The organism is Blattabacterium cuenoti (assembly GCF_014251275.1).
GTDB lineage: Bacteria > Bacteroidota > Bacteroidia > Flavobacteriales > Blattabacteriaceae > Blattabacterium > Blattabacterium cuenoti_AG.
Genome location: NZ_CP059183.1, coordinates 61,424 through 81,536, shown reverse-complemented (window position 1 = coordinate 81,536; position 20,113 = coordinate 61,424). Strand labels below are relative to the sequence as shown.

18 protein-coding genes are annotated in these 20,113 nt (G+C 21.6%); 4 read left to right on the top strand and 14 right to left on the bottom strand.

Annotation, left to right across the window (positions count from 1 at the left end):
• Positions 1 to 28 precede the first annotated feature (28 nt).
• The 7 genes from trpS to atpB form a co-directional block, all read right to left on the bottom strand.
• A complete protein-coding gene (trpS, locus tag H0H76_RS00355; RefSeq protein ID WP_185855571.1) occupies positions 29 to 1,042 on the bottom strand; it encodes a tryptophan--tRNA ligase in 1,014 nt (337 codons plus the stop codon).
• 44 nt (positions 1,043 to 1,086) lie between these two features.
• The gene (gene atpG, locus H0H76_RS00350) at positions 1,087 to 1,959 is read right to left on the bottom strand and encodes an ATP synthase F1 subunit gamma (RefSeq protein ID WP_185855570.1); all 873 of its coding nucleotides are present in this window, start codon (positions 1,957 to 1,959) and stop codon (positions 1,087 to 1,089) included.
• A gap of 36 nt (positions 1,960 to 1,995) precedes the next feature.
• On the bottom strand, positions 1,996 to 3,585 hold the full coding sequence (gene atpA, locus H0H76_RS00345) for a F0F1 ATP synthase subunit alpha (RefSeq protein ID WP_185855569.1): 1,590 nt from the start codon (positions 3,583 to 3,585) through the stop codon (positions 1,996 to 1,998).
• Between the two features lie 98 nt (positions 3,586 to 3,683).
• The gene (gene atpH / locus H0H76_RS00340; RefSeq protein ID WP_185855568.1) at positions 3,684 to 4,226 is read right to left on the bottom strand and encodes an ATP synthase F1 subunit delta; all 543 of its coding nucleotides are present in this window, start codon (positions 4,224 to 4,226) and stop codon (positions 3,684 to 3,686) included.
• Between the two features lie 56 nt (positions 4,227 to 4,282).
• On the bottom strand, positions 4,283 to 4,765 hold the full coding sequence (gene atpF, locus H0H76_RS00335) for a F0F1 ATP synthase subunit B (protein WP_185855567.1): 483 nt from the start codon (positions 4,763 to 4,765) through the stop codon (positions 4,283 to 4,285).
• Between the two features lie 32 nt (positions 4,766 to 4,797).
• Positions 4,798 to 5,025, bottom strand: coding sequence for an ATP synthase F0 subunit C (atpE, locus tag H0H76_RS00330; RefSeq protein WP_185855566.1), 228 nt, complete (start codon positions 5,023 to 5,025; stop codon positions 4,798 to 4,800).
• Positions 5,026 to 5,045: 20 nt separating this feature from the next.
• Positions 5,046 to 6,110, bottom strand: a complete 1,065-nt coding sequence (atpB, locus tag H0H76_RS00325) for a F0F1 ATP synthase subunit A (RefSeq protein WP_185855565.1) — start codon at positions 6,108 to 6,110, stop codon at positions 5,046 to 5,048.
• Between the two features lie 227 nt (positions 6,111 to 6,337).
• On the opposite strand from atpB, the gene H0H76_RS00320 reads away from it, so the two are divergent.
• On the top strand, positions 6,338 to 7,495 hold the full coding sequence (locus H0H76_RS00320) for a trans-sulfuration enzyme family protein (protein WP_185855564.1): 1,158 nt from the start codon (positions 6,338 to 6,340) through the stop codon (positions 7,493 to 7,495).
• Here the strand turns inward: H0H76_RS00320 and cysS are convergent, their stop codons facing one another.
• Positions 7,496 to 8,983, bottom strand: a complete 1,488-nt coding sequence (gene cysS, locus H0H76_RS00315; protein WP_185855563.1) for a cysteine--tRNA ligase — start codon at positions 8,981 to 8,983, stop codon at positions 7,496 to 7,498.
• A gap of 348 nt (positions 8,984 to 9,331) precedes the next feature.
• Entirely contained in the window at positions 9,332 to 10,150 is an 819-nt protein-coding gene (gene nadE / locus H0H76_RS00310) for an NAD(+) synthase (protein ID WP_185855562.1), read from the bottom strand.
• 45 nt (positions 10,151 to 10,195) lie between these two features.
• On the opposite strand from nadE, the gene tsaB reads away from it, so the two are divergent.
• From tsaB to H0H76_RS00295, 3 genes are read left to right on the top strand one after another with little or no spacing between them, the layout of a single operon-like run.
• Complete coding sequence (gene tsaB / locus H0H76_RS00305; RefSeq protein ID WP_185855561.1) at positions 10,196 to 10,849, top strand: tRNA (adenosine(37)-N6)-threonylcarbamoyltransferase complex dimerization subunit type 1 TsaB; 654 nt, start codon at positions 10,196 to 10,198, stop codon at positions 10,847 to 10,849.
• A gap of 46 nt (positions 10,850 to 10,895) precedes the next feature.
• The gene (locus H0H76_RS00300; protein WP_185855560.1) at positions 10,896 to 12,650 is read left to right on the top strand and encodes a TrkH family potassium uptake protein; all 1,755 of its coding nucleotides are present in this window, start codon (positions 10,896 to 10,898) and stop codon (positions 12,648 to 12,650) included.
• A 21-nt stretch (positions 12,651 to 12,671) separates the two neighbouring features.
• Positions 12,672 to 13,358, top strand: a complete 687-nt coding sequence (locus tag H0H76_RS00295) for a potassium channel family protein (RefSeq protein WP_185855559.1) — start codon at positions 12,672 to 12,674, stop codon at positions 13,356 to 13,358.
• A gap of 6 nt (positions 13,359 to 13,364) precedes the next feature.
• Here H0H76_RS00295 and H0H76_RS00290 read toward each other — a convergent pair whose 3' ends face one another.
• The 5 genes from H0H76_RS00290 to H0H76_RS00270 are packed head-to-tail and all read right to left on the bottom strand — an operon-like array spanning position 13,365 to position 20,067.
• Positions 13,365 to 14,549, bottom strand: coding sequence for a hypothetical protein (locus H0H76_RS00290; protein WP_185855558.1), 1,185 nt, complete (start codon positions 14,547 to 14,549; stop codon positions 13,365 to 13,367).
• Between the two features lie 2 nt (positions 14,550 to 14,551).
• On the bottom strand, positions 14,552 to 15,169 hold the full coding sequence (locus H0H76_RS00285) for a c-type cytochrome (protein ID WP_185855557.1): 618 nt from the start codon (positions 15,167 to 15,169) through the stop codon (positions 14,552 to 14,554).
• 7 nt (positions 15,170 to 15,176) lie between these two features.
• Entirely contained in the window at positions 15,177 to 15,719 is a 543-nt protein-coding gene (locus H0H76_RS00280) for a DUF3341 domain-containing protein (RefSeq protein WP_238783888.1), read from the bottom strand.
• Complete coding sequence (nrfD, locus tag H0H76_RS00275) at positions 15,720 to 17,090, bottom strand: NrfD/PsrC family molybdoenzyme membrane anchor subunit (RefSeq protein WP_185855768.1); 1,371 nt, start codon at positions 17,088 to 17,090, stop codon at positions 15,720 to 15,722.
• Between the two features lies 1 nt (position 17,091).
• Positions 17,092 to 20,067: a 4Fe-4S dicluster domain-containing protein gene (locus H0H76_RS00270; RefSeq protein ID WP_185855767.1), complete on the bottom strand. Its 2,976-nt coding sequence runs from the start codon at positions 20,065 to 20,067 to the stop codon at positions 17,092 to 17,094.
• Positions 20,068 to 20,113: the final 46 nt, after the last annotated feature.

Below are 20,113 nucleotides of genomic sequence, written 5' to 3'. Positions count from 1 at the left end.
TACCAAACTAAATAATTTAGTTATAAATTTAAAATAAAGAATTGAAATTAAAATGTTCTCTAATACAATTCAATTTTTTATGTGCTATTTTTTTTATTTTTTTAGCATTATAAAATAATATTTTATCTAAAAAATCTATATTTTTCATAAATTTAAAAAACATTTTTCTTTCTTTTGAAAATTTTTTCATTATATGCTCATATAATTCAATTTTAGCTTCTAAATAACCATATCCTCCATTTAAATATTTTTTCTTCATTACATCTACTTTATATTCATTAGCTATTAATTTGTATATAGATATAATATAATCTTTATCTGGATCCTTTTTATCTTCTATAGATTTGTTATCCGTTTTTATATTCATTATTTGTTTTTTTAATATTTTTTCTGAAGAAAATATATTTATGCAATTGTTTTTTGATTTACTCATTTTATTCCCATCTGTACCAATAACCAATTGATTTTTTTTTTGTAAAAAAACTTTAGGTATAACAAATATATTTTTTTTTATTTTTCTATTAATACTATTTGCTATAGTACGAGTAATTTCAATATGTTGTAATTGATCTTTTCCTACTGGAATAATTTCAGCATCATATAATAATATATCAGCAGCCATTAGAATAGGATAAGTAAATAAACCAACATTTATTGAATTTTTTATAGTTTTTTTTATATTATTTTTTTTATAATTTTTTTTAAAAGAATGAACTAATGTTAATCTATTATATGGAAAAAAACAACTAAAATACCAAGCTAATTCTGTAACTTCTGAAATATCTGATTGTCTAAATAAAAAACAATTATTTATATCTAATCCAAATGCTAACCAAGCAGATATTATTTTATAAGTATTACATTTAATTTCTTTTATATTTAAGTTATCATTTTTTATTAATGAATGTAAATCTGCTATAAAGATAAAAGACGAAAATTTTTTATTTTCATTTGCCATTTTTACAGATGGAATTATAACACTTAAAATATTTCCTAAATGTGGTTCACCAGTACTTCTTATTCCTGTTAACATTTTGTTCATATAAAAGTTATATTTTTTATTTTTAAGTTTTTAAATTGATAAATCTAAAATTTTAAAGATTCTAAACTACTTATGATTTCAAGAATTTCTTTAGTTATAATAGTTTGTCTTTCTTTATTATAATTTAATATTAGATTATTCTTAATATTTTTAGCATTTTCAGAAGCTTTATGCATTGCTATCATACGTGAGTTATGTTCAGAATAAGAAGATTTTAAATAAATTTTATTAAATTTTAAACTTAAAAATTTTTTTATTAAAAAGTGTAAAACTTTTTCTTCAGATGGTTCTAAAATAGGTGAAATTTTATATTCTTTTTTAAAAAAATTTTTTATTGATATTGGAAGTAGTTTATAAACTACTGTTTTAGGATATATTGATGATTTTAATTTATTGTATATTACATATACTGAAGAAAATCTCTCAAAAAAAAGAGAAGTTATGTTTTTTATAAAAAACTCCATTTTTTCCAATGAATAAAAACAATTATTAATATTAGGAATATTACAAATGTTATATTTTTTTTTTTGTAAATATATTAATCCTTTTTTTCCTATAGGAAAAAAAGTATAATTTTTGGATTCGTAATGTTTTTTTTGTATAATATTATGTAATCTTTCAAAAATATAATTATTAAAAGATCCACACAATCCTCTATCGGAGGTTATAATAATAAATAATTTTTCATTTTTGTTTTTTTTTAAAAAAAATTTATTTTTTATATAAACTTCTTTTTTTATTGTGAATAATACATATGACAAAATAGATTTTATATACTTAATATATTTTTTAATATGTAATAAAATATCCTTAGTTTTTTTTGATTTTACTATTGAAATCATTTTCATAGCTTCTGTTGTCTTAATAACAGACTCAATAGAAGATATTTTTATTCTAATTTCTTTTGTATTGGACATAAATAAGTTTATATTATCTATACTGTTTATTATTTATTATATTTTTATTTTTATATATTTATTCTTTATTTCAATAGCTATTTTTTCTAGTAATTTTGACGTTTCTTTATTAAAAATACCTTCTCTTATATCATTTAAATATTTATTATACTTATTATTTAACAAATTAAGATATTCTTTTTCAAAAAATGAAATATTAGAAATTGGAACATTTACTAACAAATTTTTAGTTCCAATATATAAAATTGCAATTTGATCTGCTATGTCATATGGTTGGTGTGCCCCTTGTTTTAAAATTTCTGTATTTATTTTTCCTTTTTGTAAAATACTAATAGTCGAAGGATCTAATTCAGAACCAAATTTTGAAAATGATTCTAATTCTCTAAATTGTGCTTGATCTAATTTTAGGGTTCCAGATATTTTTCTCATAGAATTAATTTGCGCTGCCCCACCTACTCTTGAAACTGAAATACTTTCATTTATTGCTGGACGAATTCCAGAATTAAATAATTCTTTTTCTAAAAAAATTTGTCCGTCTGTAATAGATATAACATTTGTAGGAATATAAGAAGAAATGTCTCCAGATTGTGTCTCTACAATTGGTAATGCAGTTAAAGATCCTCCACCTTTTATCTTTTTTTTAATTGAATTTGGTACATCATTCATTCTTTTTACCATTTTTTCATCTTTTATAATTTTTGATGATCTTTCTAAAAGACGTGAATGCAAGTAAAAAACATCTCCTGGATATGCTTCTCTTCCAGGTGGTCTTCTTAATAATAAAGAAATTTCTCTATATGATACTGCTTGTTTTGATAAGTCATCATATATAATCAAAGAAGATCTACCTGTATCACGAAAATATTCTCCAATAGAAGTCCCAGAAAATGGAGCATAAACTTGTGAAGTAGCTGAATCTGATGGACTAGAAGCAACAATAACAGTATAATCCATAGCTTTTTGTTCTTCTAATATCTTTTTTATTCTTGCTATTGAAGATTTTTTTTGACTAATTGCTACATAAATACAATAAACAGGAGTTTTTTTTAAAAAGAATTTCCTTTGATTTATTATAGTATCAATAGCAATTGTTGTTTTTCCAGTTTGTCTATCTCCTATAATTAATTCTCTTTGGCCTTTTCCTATAGGTATCATAGAATCTATAATTTTTATACCAGTTTCTAATGGCTCTGTTACTGGCTCTCTATAAATTACTCCAGGAGCTTTTCTTTCTACAGGCATTTCAAACATATCGCCTAGTATTGGGCCTTCTCCATCTATAGGATCACCTAAAACATCTATAACACGACCTAACATCCCTTCACCTACTTTTATAGAAAAAATTTTTTTTGTTCTTTTTACAGTATCTCCTTCTCTTATATTTCTACATAATTTAAGTAAAACTATTCCAACATGATCTTCTTCAAGGTTAAGAACTATTCCTTTAATACCCATTTTAAATTCAACTAATTCTCCATAAAATGCATAATTCAACCCAAAAGCTCTTACAATTCCGTCTCCTACTTGTACAACTATTCCATATTCATATAATTCAGATTCAAATTTTAAATCAGATAATTGTTTTTTTAATATTGATGATATTTCAGAGTATTTTAAATCTGACATAAGATAATTTATTAACTATTTTGTTATATTTTATTTAATTTATTTTTACTTTTTTTATTGTTATTTTACTTTTAATATAATATTAATATATTTTATTTTTAATTAAATTTTTTACTAATAATTTCAAGTTTATTTTTAATGCTAAAATCAAATTTTTTATATTGTGTTTGTATTAAAAACCCACCAATAATAGATTTATCAATTTTATTTATTATTTTAACGTTTTTTCCTACAAAAAAATTTGTTTTTTTTAATATTTTATTTTTAATTTTTTTATCTAAAGGAATAGAAGTAGTTATTATACAAGTATTCATGTTCTTTTCATTTTCTTCATATATTTCTTTATATCTAAATAGTATTTTTTTAAGTAATATTTCTCTTTTTTTTAAAATGACCAATTTTATAAAATTACAAAGTAATGGATCAAAATAAAATAATATTTTTTCTAAATAAAAAATTTTCTTTTCACTTGTTAATAAGTGTGTAGATAATATCTTTTTTATCCATATATTTTTAAAAAATGTAAAATATATTTCTTTTATTTCTTTATAGTAATAAACAGAAGATTTATTTTTTAAATTTGATGAAGATTCAAATAAAATTTTTGCGTAATGTTCAATTATTTTTTTTTCTAAAAACATTTAAATAATTATTAATTGTGTAATTATGTTATAATATTTATTACAAATTTTAATTATTAATTATTAATAATTTTTTCCATAAATTTTTTTTGTTCGTCATCTTTTTCTAATTTTTTTTTTAATATTTTTTCAGCTATATTTATTGAAATGTTTGCTATTTCTTTTTTTAATTTAAAAATTGCCTCTTTTTTTTCTTTTTCAATAATTTTTTTTGCATGACCAATGATTTTATTTTTTTCAATTAACCCTTCTTTTTTAGCTTCAGATTGAATTTTATTTTTTATTTGAATAGCTTCTTTTAACATTAAGTCTTTTTTAAGAGATGCATACTTCAAAATTTTATTTTTTTTTGATTCTACATATCTTAATTCTTCATTTAGTTTTTTTGCATGTTTCATAGACATACTAATCTTATTTTCTCTTTCATTTATAAAATTTATTATTTGATGCCATGCAAATTTATTAAGAACCCACATTAACATTAAAAATATTATTGTATGCCAAAATATTAATCCAACAGAAGGTGTAACTAAATCCATAATAAATAAAAAAATTTTTAATTTTTCATTATTTATTTAAATACAGCTAATAATGCAGTAACTATTCCAAATAAAGAGGCTCCTTCAATAAGAGCTGATGCAATAATCATTGCATTTTGAATTTTATCTGATGCTTCAGGTTGTCTAGAAATAGCATTCATTGCAGAACTTCCAATTTTTCCAATTCCTAATCCTGCCCCAATTACAGATAATCCTGCTCCTAAAGCAGCTAATCCTGAGTATGTTAAATCTATATTCATAAGATAATTTTTTTTTATTTTTAATGTGTTTTATTTTCATAATTTTTTATAGAGGTTCCTATAAATAAAGCAGATAAAGTAGTAAAAATAAAAGCTTGTAAAAAAGCTACCATAATTTCTAAAATTGAAATAAATAGTCCAAATGTTAAAGAAAAACTTATTACAAGAATATTTTTAAAAATAAAAATAAGACAAATAAAACTGATAATTATTATATGACCAGCAGTTATATTTGCAAATAATCTAATACATAAAGTTAATGGACGTATTAAAATTCCAACAAATTCTATAGGTGCTAATAATAGTTTTACAATTATTGGTACGTTTTGCATCCAAAATATATGTTTCCAATAGCTTTTACTACTATTTATATTTGCTATAAAAAATGTAATTAAAGATAATACAAATGTAATATTTATATTTCCAGTTACATTAGGAAATCCAGGAATAATCCCCATTAAATTATTAATTAATATAAAAAAAAAAGATGTTAATAAAAAAGGAAAATATGTTTCATGTTTTTCTTTTCCTATATAAGGTATTGCAATTTCATCCCTAATAAATAAAATAATATACTCTAAAAATATTCCTAGTTTCCATTTAATTTCATGATTTACATAACTATTTTTCATATTTATAAATAAAAAACATAAAATTAAAAAAGAAATAAAAATTGAAATTACATTTTTTGTAATAGAAAAATTTACTGGAATTTTATTTAAAACAAAATAATTTTTGTCTAAATATAATTTTCCTAAAGAATTAGTTACGTATATCGTTTTTTTAAACATTTTGTAATATCCATTCTTTCCTTTTACTACATTTCCTCTAAAAAAATTAGAAAAGGAAAAAAATTCTAATCCATTATTCCATAATATTATTGGAAGAGATAATTTATATTTTCCAATTATATGCCAATCATAAGAATCAGTTACATGTTCAAGAATTATATTAGACAAGTTAAGTTCATCACTATTACTTTTTTCTTTGTATAAATTATTTTTTTTGTCTACGTTTATATTGTCTGCACAAATAAAAAGTAGAAAAATAGAAAAAAATAAATATAATTCTATAATTCTCCTCATTTTATAGTTATAATAATAATAGTTTTAATTTAAATGTTTTATGTTTAATTTTTTTAACTAAAAAATTATAATTTACATTATAATTATAATTATAATTAAAATTAATGAAATATATATAATTTTTTTCATTTTTTTTTTATTAGGAAAATAGTAATTTTGCATTTTAATGTAGTTGTTCTTTGCATTAATATTAATGTACGAGTACAATATTTTACAAAATGATGAAAATGAAGGAAGAAACAAAAATAATTCAGAATATTTTATCTGATCCACTTACTGGAGCAATTTCTACTCCAATATATCAGACATCAACTTATGTTCAAAAATCTCCAGGAGTTCATAAAGGATTTGATTATACTAGAACAAATAATCCTACAAGAAAAATATTGGAACAACTAATTTCAAAAATGGAATATGGATTTTCTGGTATTGCATTTTCATCTGGATTAGCAGCGATTGATGCAGTTTTAAAATTATTAAAAAGTAAAGAAGAAATAATAGCAGTAGACGATATTTATGGAGGAACATTTAGAACTATGAAATTATATAATAAATTTGGAATTATTACTAAGTTTATAGATACTACTGAATCAAATAATGCAATAACTAATATTACTAAAAAAACTAAATTAATTTGGTTAGAAACTCCTACAAATCCTACATTAAAAATATCTGATATAAAAGAAATCAGTAAAAGATCTAAAAAGATAAATAAAAATATTTTGATAGTTGTTGATAATACATTTGCATCTCCTGTAATTCAAAATCCAATTAAACTAGGTGCAGATATAGTAATACATAGTGCAACTAAATATTTATCTGGACATTCAGATGTACTATCTGGATTGGTTATAGTTAAAGATCAAAATATATATGAAGAATTAAAATATATTCAAAATTCTACTGGTGGGGTCCTATCCCCTTTTGATTCATGGTTAACTATAAGAGGAATACAAACTTTGTATTTAAGAGTAAAAAAACAATCTAAAAATGCATTTAAAATTTCTAATTATTTAAATGATAAAAAAAGAAAATTAGGTATAGATAAAATTTATTATCCTGGATTATATTACCATAAAAATCATGATATAGCATTAAAACAACAAAAATATTTTGGAAGTATTATTTCTTTTAGTCTTATAAAAGATACAGAAGAAATGGCAAGAAAAGTTGTTACTTCTACTAAATTATTTAAATTAGCGGAAAGTTTAGGTGGAACAAAAAGTTTAATTTGTAATCCATCAACTATGACACATAAATCAATACCATTTGATATTAGAATAAAATCTGGGATACAAAGTTCTCTTATTAGATTATCAGTTGGAATAGAAAATGTAGAAGATTTAATCGAAGATATTAGTCAAGCTTTGATTATGATTATTTGATTAATTTTTTTTATCATTTACAGGTATTTCTATGTAATTTAATTCATCTCTAATTCTATCTGAAATTATCCAATTTTTTTGTACTCTCATTTCATTACGAAAACTTATTAAATTTCTAACAAGTATTTCAAATTTTTTATAACTATCTACTTCATTTATATTTTTTTTATCAAATCCTAAAATATCAAAAATAAAATATTTCATATATTTTTTTAAAAAAAATAAGTGTATTTCACTTAATTTATCCATTATAAAATTAGAATTAGTAATATGAGTTATTTTGAATAAATAAGAAATTAATAAAGGAGTATTAAAATCATCGTTTATTGCATTATAACAATTATAAATCCAGTCAAATACATCAAATGGACTTTTATTATTATTTATTTTACTTACATTAAATTCATCTAATTTTTCTATAGATCTATATAGTTTATTATAACTTTTTTTTGAATTAATAAGATTTTCAATAGAAAAATTTAGAATATTTCTGTAATGAAATTTTAAAACAAAAAATCTGAAAACATTTGAAGATATATTATATTTTTCAATTAAATCTTGCAAAATTAGTTTATTTGTATCAGATTTGCTCATTTTTTTTCCATTTATAGTTAACATATTAACATGGATCCAATAACGAGCAAAATTATTTTCATCATTACATATACCAGTAGATTGAGCAATTTCACATTCATGATGTGGAAATTTTAAATCTATCCCTCCACCATGTATATCAAAAATATTTCCTAAATATTTTATACTCATTGTAGTACATTCTATATGCCAACCTGGATATCCAATACTCCATGGAGATTGCCAATTCATAATATGATTTGTATTAGATTTTTTCCAAAGACAAAAATCACTATAATATTTTTTTTCTTTTATAAAAGGAGATTTTTTTTTTAAAAGTTTATCAAGTTTATTCTTACTAAGAATTCCATAAGAGTAATATTTCATATATTTTTTTACATCAAAATAAACAGATCCATTTGTTACATATGCTAGTTTTTTGGAAATTAATTTTTTTATTACTTCTATTTGTTCTATTATATGACCGGTTGCATATGGTTCTATATTAGGTGGAAGTACATTTAATATTCTTAAAATATTATGAAACGATATAGTATATTTTTGTACTATTTCCATTGGTTCCAATCCTTCAATTCTGGATCTTTTTAGTATTTTGTCTTCTTCTAATTTATTTTTATTTACATTTCTTTCTAAATGCCCTACATCAGTAATATTTCTAACATATCTTACTTTATATCCTAAATGTTTAAAATATCTAAAAACAACATCAAAAAATATGAAAGTTCTTATATTACCTATATGTAAATGATTATATACAGTTGGGCCACATACATATATTCCAATATAATCTTTATGTATAGAAATGAATAATTCTTTTCTATTAGTCAAAGAATTATATATCTTAATATTATTTTTTATTATACTTATTATATTGTTTATTTTATTGTTTATCATTAATAAAAGTTTTTTTCTTAATTATGCATTTTTACTTTTTTTTTTGTTAAAATAAAATATAGTTATATTTATATTTATTTTCAAAATACTTATTGAAAGTTTAAGGTTTAGGAAATAATTTTTTATTTAATCAATTAAATATATCTTATAAAAACATTTTTTTTGCCTATATTATAATGTTTTATGTAAATTTTTATTATTCATAATTATAGCTATTGCTTATACGGACTGATACGGATTGTACGGACTTATACGGAAGTTTTACTACATTTTATAGGTCTAGGGATATAGTATTATATTATAGGCTATAGGTATTTATACCCTAAACGATAAATTTTTTTACACTTATTATTTTAAAATGTTATGCGGAATTTTACAAACTGGTATTTGCACAAACTTATGATAATTTTTATTATTTAATTTTTTGTATATTTTTAATATATTTAATTTGTTTTTTGATAATTTTGATAAATTTGAATTATCATAATAATTTTCATTTGAATATTTCATAGCCCATTCTAATTCTTCATAAGTAGCTCCTAATTGATCTTCATCTGAACGTCTATCATCCCATAATCCATCAGTTGGTTTTGCATTTTGAATATCATTTATAATGTTTAATTCTTTTGCTAATAGACCAATTTCAGATTTATTTAAATCTGCAATTGGTAATAAATCTACTCCTCCATCTCCATATTTTGTAAAAAATCCTACTCCAAAATCTTCTATTTTATTTCCTGTTCCAACTACTAAATAATTATTTATATTTGCATAATAATATAAAGTTAACATTATTAATCTAGATTTTATATTAGCTAATGCTAAAAATTTTTTTTTATTGTAATTTTTTATATTGTTTTTATTTGAAGATACATATACACAATCACAAAAGGTATCAAGTACCGTTTTTATATTTTTTTTAATAAAAAAAACATTTCTAAATTTAGAAAGTAAAAATTTTGCATGTTTTTCTGATAAAAGATTTATTTTTTTTGAAAAAATAATATCTAACACTAATGTTGGATAATTTGTCATTGCAGTTAAACAAGAACTTACAGATGAATCAATACCACCAGAAATTCCTATAACAAATCCATTTAATTTATATTTTTTTATATACTCTTTTAACCATAGTACAATATGTTTTATTACTTTTTTTACTTTCATATATTTTTATTTACTATTTTATTTATAATTTCAAAAATTTTTTATATGTCATTAATATTAAATTTAGAAACCTCAACCAAAAATTGTTCAGTAAGCATATCTAATAGTGGAAAATGTTTAGTTTCTTTAGAAGAGTATTCGAAACAATATTTACATATAGAAAAATTACATATTTTTATAGAAAATGCTATAAAAATTTCTAAAATAAATCTTACAGATTTACAATCTATTTGTGTGAGTAAAGGGCCAGGATCTTATTCTTCTTTAAGAGTAGGAGTAAATGCTGCAAAAGGTTTTTGTATTTCTTTAGGAATACCTTTATTATCTGTAGATTCTTTAACAGTTATTATTCAATCTATTAATGTAAAAAATGGATATATACATCCAATGATCCATGCTAAATCTGATTTTTTTTATACTTCTATGTTTGATAAATATAAAAATAGATTATCTCCAATTTGTTTAAAAAACATTAATGATATTTTTCCTAAAAAAGAAAAAAATGAAGAAAAAAATATATACATAGGAAATGTAGATTTTTTTTCTTTTAATTCTTTTAATAAAGAATTTATTAAAAATAAAAAAAACTTCATTCCTAATACTTATCCTTCGGCAAAAAATATGTCTTTAATTTCTTATATAAAATTTAATGAAAAAAAATTTAACAAAATTGAAAAATTTTTTCCATTTTATTTATAAATGAATTAACTAAAAATACTTTGTATTAAGAAAAATTTAAATGTATATGAAAGAAATTAAATTCAAAAATATTTTAGATATTACAACTTTCATAATTTTTTTTTATATCATAATTTATCTAGGATGGGAAAATTCAATTAACAGTGTTTTTAATGTAGAATTTCTAATAAGTATTGGTATTTTTACAAGTATATTACATTTTTTTGTTTTCTTTGACAAAAGAATAGAAGAAAATTATAAGTCTATGACTTTTTTTTCTCTTGCAATATTAATTACTCCTATTATTTTTTATTTTTTGAAAAATTTTATTTTTAATAAATATTTTGTTGATTATAAAATATTTTTATTTGTTAGCTTAATTTTATATTCATTAATTCGTATTGCATATTTTATGAGAATAATTTATATTAATATGAATAATCCAATCATAATATTTGTTATAAGTTTTTTCTTTTTATCTTTACTAGGTGCTATTTTATTAATGTTACCAGCATCAACTGTAAATAAAATATCATTTATAGATGCATTATTTACTTCTACAAGTGCAGTTTGTGTCACTGGGCTAATTGTTTTAGATACAGCCAAGGATTTTACACATTTAGGAAAAGTTATTCTATTAATATTAATAGAATTAGGAGGTTTAGGTATTTTAACCATTACTTCATTTCTAAATTATTTTTTTCAAGATGGCTTTTCCTTTAAAGAAGCAGTATTTATTAGTAATTTTTTAAATATAAAAACTACTAATAATGTATTAAATTTTGCAGTAAAAGTAGTATTATTTACTCTTTTTGTAGAATTTATAGGTACAATATTAATTTATTTATCCATAAAGAACATAAAACATGATATAGTAGGATTTGATAGTCCAATATTTTTTTCAATTTTTCATTCAATCTCTGCTTTTTGTAATAGCGGATTTTCAACTCTTAGTAAGGGTTTATATTCTTTACCAGTTAGATTTAACTATTTATTACAAACTATTATTTCTATTTTATTAATATTAGGGGGAATTGGTTTTAATATTTTGTTTAATTTTTTTACATATATATGGTTAACATTGAAAAAGTATTTTTACAAATTTTTTAAAGATGAAAATATTAGATCACCAGTACATATAGTTACTTTAAATACAAGAATAGTAGTATACACTACTATTCTTTTACTAGTTTTTGGAACTATTTTTTATTATATAAGTGAGTATAATACCACTCTTTTAGAACATCCTACTGTTATTGGAAAACTAACTGTATCATTCTTTTCATCAGCTACTCCTAGAACAGCAGGTTTTAATGTATTAAATATGGATAAAATTACTTCAACTACTATAGTTTTTACTATATTTTTAATGTGGATAGGAGCATCTCCATCTTCTACAGGTGGAGGAATAAAAACAAGTACATTTGCTTTGGCAATAATGAATGTTATTTCTTTAATTAAAGGTAAAAATAGACTAGAAATACAAAAAAGAGAAATATCTTCATATTATATACAATTAGCTTTTTCAATTATTATTTTATCTTTAATTACAATTTATATTGGTATTTTATTTATTCTTTTTCTAGATCCAAAAGAAAACATATTATCAATTTTTTTTGAAGTGTTTTCGGCATTTTCTACTTCAGGATTATCTTTAGGAGTTACTAAAAATTTATCAATTGGGAGCAAATTAATTTTAATTTTATTAATGTTATTAGGTAGAATAGGAATTTTTAATGTAATGATTAGTTTGTCAAAAAGAAATAAAATTAATTATAATTATTATTATAAATTTCCTAAAGGAAATATTCTTATAACATAAAAATAAATATATAATTATCTTATGAAGATTATAATTATTGGATTAGGAAATTTTGGAAGATCTTTAGCACTTAATTTAACAGATAATGGGCATGAAGTTTTTGGAGTAGATCAAAAAATGGAAAAAGTAGATTTACTAAAAGATCATATAGCAAATGTAGTATGTATGGATGCAAATAATGAATCAGCTTACAAAGTTTTACCTATAAAACAAGCTAATCTAGGTATTGTTGCTATAGGAGAAAATGAAGGAGCGTCAATAGTAACTACTGCAATACTAAAAAAATATAAAAATCTTAGAATTGTAAGTAGATCTCTATCTAAAATACATGACACTATATTAGAAGCTATGGGAATTATAGATGTTATACATCCAGAAAAAGATGCAGCATTTAGATTAACAAAACAAATATCTTTCAACTATGCATTAGATTATTTTAAAATAGACAGAAAATATTCTATAGCAGAAGTTTTTTCTCCTGTATCTTTTAATGGGAAAACAGTAAAAAGTTTAAAATTAACACAACAATATTCAGTTTCCTTAATTACTGTTATAAGAGATTTAAAAAATCCTATGTCTAATAAACATAATGATACAAGAAAGGTAATAGGACTAGTTACTGGAGATACTACTTTACAAAAAGGTGATATTTTAACACTTTTTGGTACTAATAAATCTATAATGAATTTTGTAAAAGATAAAAAATAAAAAATTTTATATATGAGGATTTTTATATTTTACACTTTCAGTAAAAAATGGATTTCCTTTATCCATAAATTTTATATTGTTTAAACTTAATTTATATAATAAAATATAAATAAATATTCCACCTATTGTTAATATTATTCCTATATCTAATATATTAAATTTAATATTATTACTTATTTCTGGATATATTAAATTATAAATATCTGCATAATGACCTATAAGTGTAATTATAGATACTAATAATACAATTTTTGAATTTGTTTTATTTTTTTTACTCATTAATAGAAAAAAAGGTATTAAAAAATTTGGAATAAGAATTATTATATGAATATAATTATAAAACTTTTCTCTTTTTATGAAATAATATACTTCTTCTGGAATATTACTATACCAATACAATAGAAATTGACAAAACCAAAAATATGTCCATAATAAATTACTAGAGAATAAATATTTACTTAAATCATGTAAGTGATTATCATTGAATAATGGAAGTACTCCTTTTTTCTTTAAATAAATTGAAACTATTAATATTGTTCCTATTCCAATTGTTAAAAAACTACTTAATATATACCATCCAAATATAGTACTTATCCAATTTGGATTTATAGACATTATCCAATCCCATGACATTAATGTAGATATAATAGAAAAAAATATAATAAAATAAACTGAAATACGATATAAATTTTTATAATTTTTAATATTATTAATTTTATTTATATTTTTATTTAATATTTTAGATGCTTTTTTTATTTTAAAGTAGAATAAAATAAATCCTAAAATGTAAATAAGACTTCTAATTAAAAAAAAAGGAATATTTAGTAAAAATTTTTTATTTTCAGAAAGATTATTATTATCTTTCATCCAAGAAAACATATTAATAAAACCCATAATATTTAACATCAATACAAGTAAAATAATTGAAAATCCATAAGGTATAAAAAAAGATATTTTTTCAATAATTGGATGTATTACAACAGACCATCCTGATTTTGATATGTGCTGAATACACAAAAAAACTAAAGCACCTATAGAAATTGATGTAAAATAAAAAGCAGATATATATAATTTTATACAAATATTTTCTTTATTATTAAAATTATATAAACTATGAAATAAAATAAATATTATTCCGGTAATTATTATAAATAGTAAATTATTTTTTTCCCTATAAGAAAATTTATACATTTTTATTTATTTTTTAAATACATTACATATTCTGATACTTTCCATCTATCAATTTTATTTAATTGGGAAGAATAAGAATTCATATTATTTTTTCCATGTGTAACAACATAATATACACTACCAATAGAAAGTTCTCTATCTTTATAATCTGGAACACCTAGTATTTTTTCTTTTTTTACTAATATACCTTTACCATTTCCGGTATCTCCATGACATATAGAACAATTTATTTTATATATATTTTTACCTTCTTTAATTAATTTTTTTGTCCTAATTATAGGAGAATTTTTAATTTTTTTAGAATAATTAAAACCTTTTTCAGATATTGTATAGGAAATTTTTTCATAAAAATTTCCTATTCTTGGAATAGTATTTTTTACTGGAAATAAAGAAGAAGTATTCCCCTTTAAAAAAATAGGAATTTTAATTTTTTTATTTTCTTCGTGAAAATAAGGATCAGAATATGGTTCATATGCATATGAATAATACATATCTGGCATATATACTATATTAGGTGTGGTATGTATTATTTTTTTTCTACGTAATAAATTACAATAAAGTATTATTATTACAATAACAATTGTAAATATTATTTTTGTAAACCTATTAAAATTTTTCATAATTATATTATCTATTTATCACATTTATTTTTATTGCACCTTCTTTTTTAAGAAAAATTTTTAATTCTTTTATATTTATATTTTCTACATAAATTTTTACCATGAACATATTATCAGTAGTTCTTGGATCTGGATTTTTGGCTTTAGATCCTGGAAATAATTTACATTGAATTAAATAAGTTATACACATAATATGTGCAGAAAAAAATATTGTAAATTCAAATATAACAGGAATGAAAGATGGAAAATTTTTAACCCATGAATATGATGGTTTTCCTCCAATATTTTGTGGCCAATCTAAAATCATTATATACCATATTAATGTAGTTGACAGAATAAAACCTAATGTTCCATATAAAAAAGACAAGAAAGACAAATTTGTTTCTTTTAATTTTATAATTTTATCAATATTATGTATTGGATAAGGAGAATATATGTTACGCATAATAATATTGTTTCTTCTTTTATGTAAATTTTTAATACTTTCAATAAGATTTTTTTCATTATCATACATTATTTGCAATTCTAATCTTTCCATAAAAACTAACATTTATTTTTTCAATTCATCTTTTAATATAGTTTTTAATTCTGATTGTGAAATAACTGGGAATACTCTAATATAGAGTAAATACAAAATAAAAAATAAGCCAATTGTTCCTATAAAAATTCCAACATCTACAAATGAAGGGATAAAACCTGTCCAAGATGAAGGTAAATAATCTCTACTAAGATTTAAAACAATAATATCAAATCTTTCAAACCACATTCCAATATTTATTATTATTGCTATTACATAAGACCAAAAAAAACTTCTTCTTATATACTTAAACCATAAAAATTGTGGAATAATAACATTACATATAATTAATGCCCAAAATGCCCACCAAAATGGCCCTATTGAAGCATTCTTTGAAAAATAAATAAACCTTTCGAACTCATTATCAGAATACCATGCTAGAATATATTCAGATATATAAGCTATAGCTACTATTCCACCAGTAAATAAAATAATTAAATTCATATATTCAACATGATTTCTAGTAATATAGTTTTCCAATGATAGGACTTTTCTAGCTACTCCTAATAATGTTTGGACCATAGCAAAACCTGAAAATATAGCTCCTGCGACGAAATAAGGAGGGAAAATTGTACTATGCCATCCTTTTATTACAGAAGTTGAAAAATCAAATGAAACTATTGTATGTACAGAAAAGACTAAAGGAGTACATAATCCAGCTAAAACTAATGAAATTTCTTCAAATCTTTTCCATTCTTTTGCACTTCCACTCCATCCAAAACTTAATATGTTATAAATTTTTTTTTTAAATGTATTTTTTACTTTATCTCGTATCATGGCAAAATCTGGAATTAATCCCATATACCAAAATACAGTTGATACGGAAAAATAAGTACTAATTGCAAATACATCCCATAATAAAGGAGAATTAAAATTTGGCCATAAAGATCCAAACTGATTTGGAATGGGTAATACCCAATATGCATTCCAAGGTCTTCCCATGTGAATAATAGGATATAGTCCAGCTTGTATCACTGCAAAAATAGTCATTGCTTCTGCTGAACGGTTAATTGACAAACGCCATTTTTGACGGAATAATAACAATACAGCAGAAATTAAAGTTCCAGCATGTCCTATTCCAACCCACCAAACAAAATTAGTAATATCCCATGCCCAATTAATTGTTTTATTTAAACCCCATACTCCAATACCAGTTCCAATAGTATATAAAATACATACTAAACCCCAAAAAAATGCTAAAATAGATATTACTAAAGAAATCCACCATAATTTACCAGCTTTATTTTCTATTGGTTTTAATATGTCATTAGTTATATCTTTTACAGTTTTTACCCCCCCTAAAATTAGGGAATCTCTTATAGTATATTCACATTTATTTTTCATTTCATTTTTCATCATTATTTTTACTATCATTTCTTATCTTTAATAGATAGGAGACATTAGGATGAACACCTAGAAAATCTAGAAGTTTATAAGATCTAGTATTTTTTATTTTTTTATTTATAGTACTTTCTTTATCATTTACATCTCCAAAGGTAATAGCACTTGTAGGACAAGATATACTGCAAGCTGTATTAAATTCTTTATCTTTTACTGTTCTATTTTCTTTTTTAGCAATTCCAATTGCATATTGTGTTCTTTGTATACATAAAGAACATTTTTCCATAACACCTCTACTTCTTACAACTACATCTGGATTCAGTATCATTCTTCCTAATGAATTGTTCATATTGAAATCAAATTTTTTATTGTTTACATAATTGAACCAATTAAAACGTCTGACTTTATAAGGACAGTTATTAGCACAATATCTAGTTCCTACACAACGATTATAAGTCATCATATTTTGACCTTGTTCCCCATGAGTAGTAGCACCTACTGGACATACCGTTTCACAAGGTGCATATTCACAATGTTGACACATTACAGGCTGAAAAGAAACTTTTGGATTATAAAAATAATTTTTTTCTTTTTTGATATTATTTTTTATTTTTTTTTCGTTTGTAAAATAATATCTGTCTACACGTATCCAATGCATATCTCTAGAATTAATTATTTCTTCTTTTCCTACAACAGGTACATTGTTTTCAGAATGGCATGCAATTACACAAGATCCACAACCAATACAAGAATTTAAGTCTATAGATAAATTAAAATGATGTCCTTTTTTGTTTTTTTTTTTTAAATTTTCCCAAATAGAAATTTGTTCTAATGGAATTTTTTTTACATTATTTTTATTATCATTAGTGTAAATATTTTCTTCTATATTCCAAACAGATTTGGGTTTTTTTAAAAAAGTATTTATATCTGTTTCTCTAGTTAAATTTCTTTTTAATGTAGTATTTTGTAGTTGAATGCATGCAAATTTATGTATTTTAGTAGTTTTTTGTATTTCTATATTTTCTTGTACAATTTTAAAATTTTCGTATAGTTTATATGCATTTTTTCCATTACATAATTTACCTATTCTTTGTCCATATCCAAAAGCTAATCCAATAGATCCTAATGCTTGGCCAGGTTGTATAAATACTGGTAAATCCTTAATAATTAATTTTTTATTTTTTATCAAATTTACACAATTACCCTTCAAAGATCCATTAATAGAATTCCAATTTTTAATTCCAGTTTTTTCTGCATCTAAAAAAGACATTGTCAAATAATTATCCCATGTAGTTCTAGTAATAGGATCTGGTAGTTCTTGCAACCATGGATTGTTATATTGACTACCGTCTCCCATACTTATTTTTGTATATAATCTTAATTCAAAAGAAAGATATTTTTCTTTTTTTACTTTATTATTTATATAGTTTTTTTTGTATATGGGATATAATTTTGTATTTTTTTTTATATTTTCATTTTTGTTATTTTTTTCTACAAAACCATAAAATAATGCTTCATTAAAAGATGATACATTTGATTTAGGAATTATATATTTTTCCCATATTTTTTTTAAAAATTCGTAATAATTATTTTCTTTTACATTTATCCAAGTCATTAAAGAATCTTGTAATTGTCTTGTATTAAAAATAGGATTTATAGTAGGTTGAATTAATGTATAATAGTTAGATAAAGGATGTGTATCCCCCCAGGATTCTAGCCAATGTGGAACAGGAATTATAATGTCTGATAATTGACTTGTTTCATTTTTACTAATAGTAAATGAAACTTTTATTGGAATTTTTTTTATATTTTTTTTTATTTTATCTAGTATTCTAACAGGAAGACTATACATTGGATCGACATTACAAAAAAATAAAGCCCCTACATTATTTGTGTTAAGTTTGTTAATAAACATTTCAAACTCATTATCATTACTATTTTTTAAAAAAATGTAATTTTTTTTGTTTATAGATTTACTTTTAATTTTTTTATTAATTAAAAAAGATATATCATAAGATTCTTGATCTCCATCTGAAAAAATTACACTTTTTGATTTTTTTTTATTAATTAATTTTACTATAGTATTAACATATTTATCTTCAGATTTAATGTTAAAAAATAAGTTATTATAAACTTCAATTAACATTTTTTTTATTTCTGAAGGTTTTTTTGATATCCTAACATCTGCATTTGCCCCAGTAATTGTCATATTACTTTCTATTTGAATATGTTTTATCATTGTTTCTTTTGGATTTTTGTTTTTTACATAATTTTTTCCCATATTTTCTGGGCTCCAATCTCCTAAAAAATCAGAATCGAATGATATTATTAATTCAATTTCATTTAAATCAAATGATGGGATACCTCTAATTCCAAAAATTTTTTCTGATGATTCTAAAAACTTTGAATAAGATATTGCATCGTAAGTTATCCATTTTGTGTTAGGATATGTTTTTTTGAATTTTTTTATTAGTTTATTTGTAGAGTAACTTGTATTTGAGTGAGATAAAAAAATGATATCTTTTTTTTCTTGTTTTATATTTTTTAAATATCTAATTATATAACTATCTATTTCTTTCCAATTACTTTTTTTTCCTTTTAAATAAGGATCTTTTAATCTTTCTTCATCATAAAGAGATAATATAGAAGATTGTATTCTTGCTGATGTAGTATTAAAATACTTTGAATTTAAATTAGGTTCTATTTTTATAGGTCTTCCTTCTCTTGTTTTTACTAAAACACAACTCATATCAAAAGAATCTATCATTGTAGTTGCATAATAAGTAGGAATTCCTAATGTTATGTCATCTGGTTTTGTAACATAAGGTATAGATTTTATAACAGGGCCTTTACAAGCTGCTAAAGTAACGGATGCAGTACTATACCCCATCCATTTTATAAAATCTCTTCTAGTACTTTTTACATTAAGAACATTTTTTATTGAATTTATTATTTTTTCTTTTTTATTTAATAACTCCATATCCATAAAAATAGTTTTTTAAACAATTTTATACTTTCATTTTAAT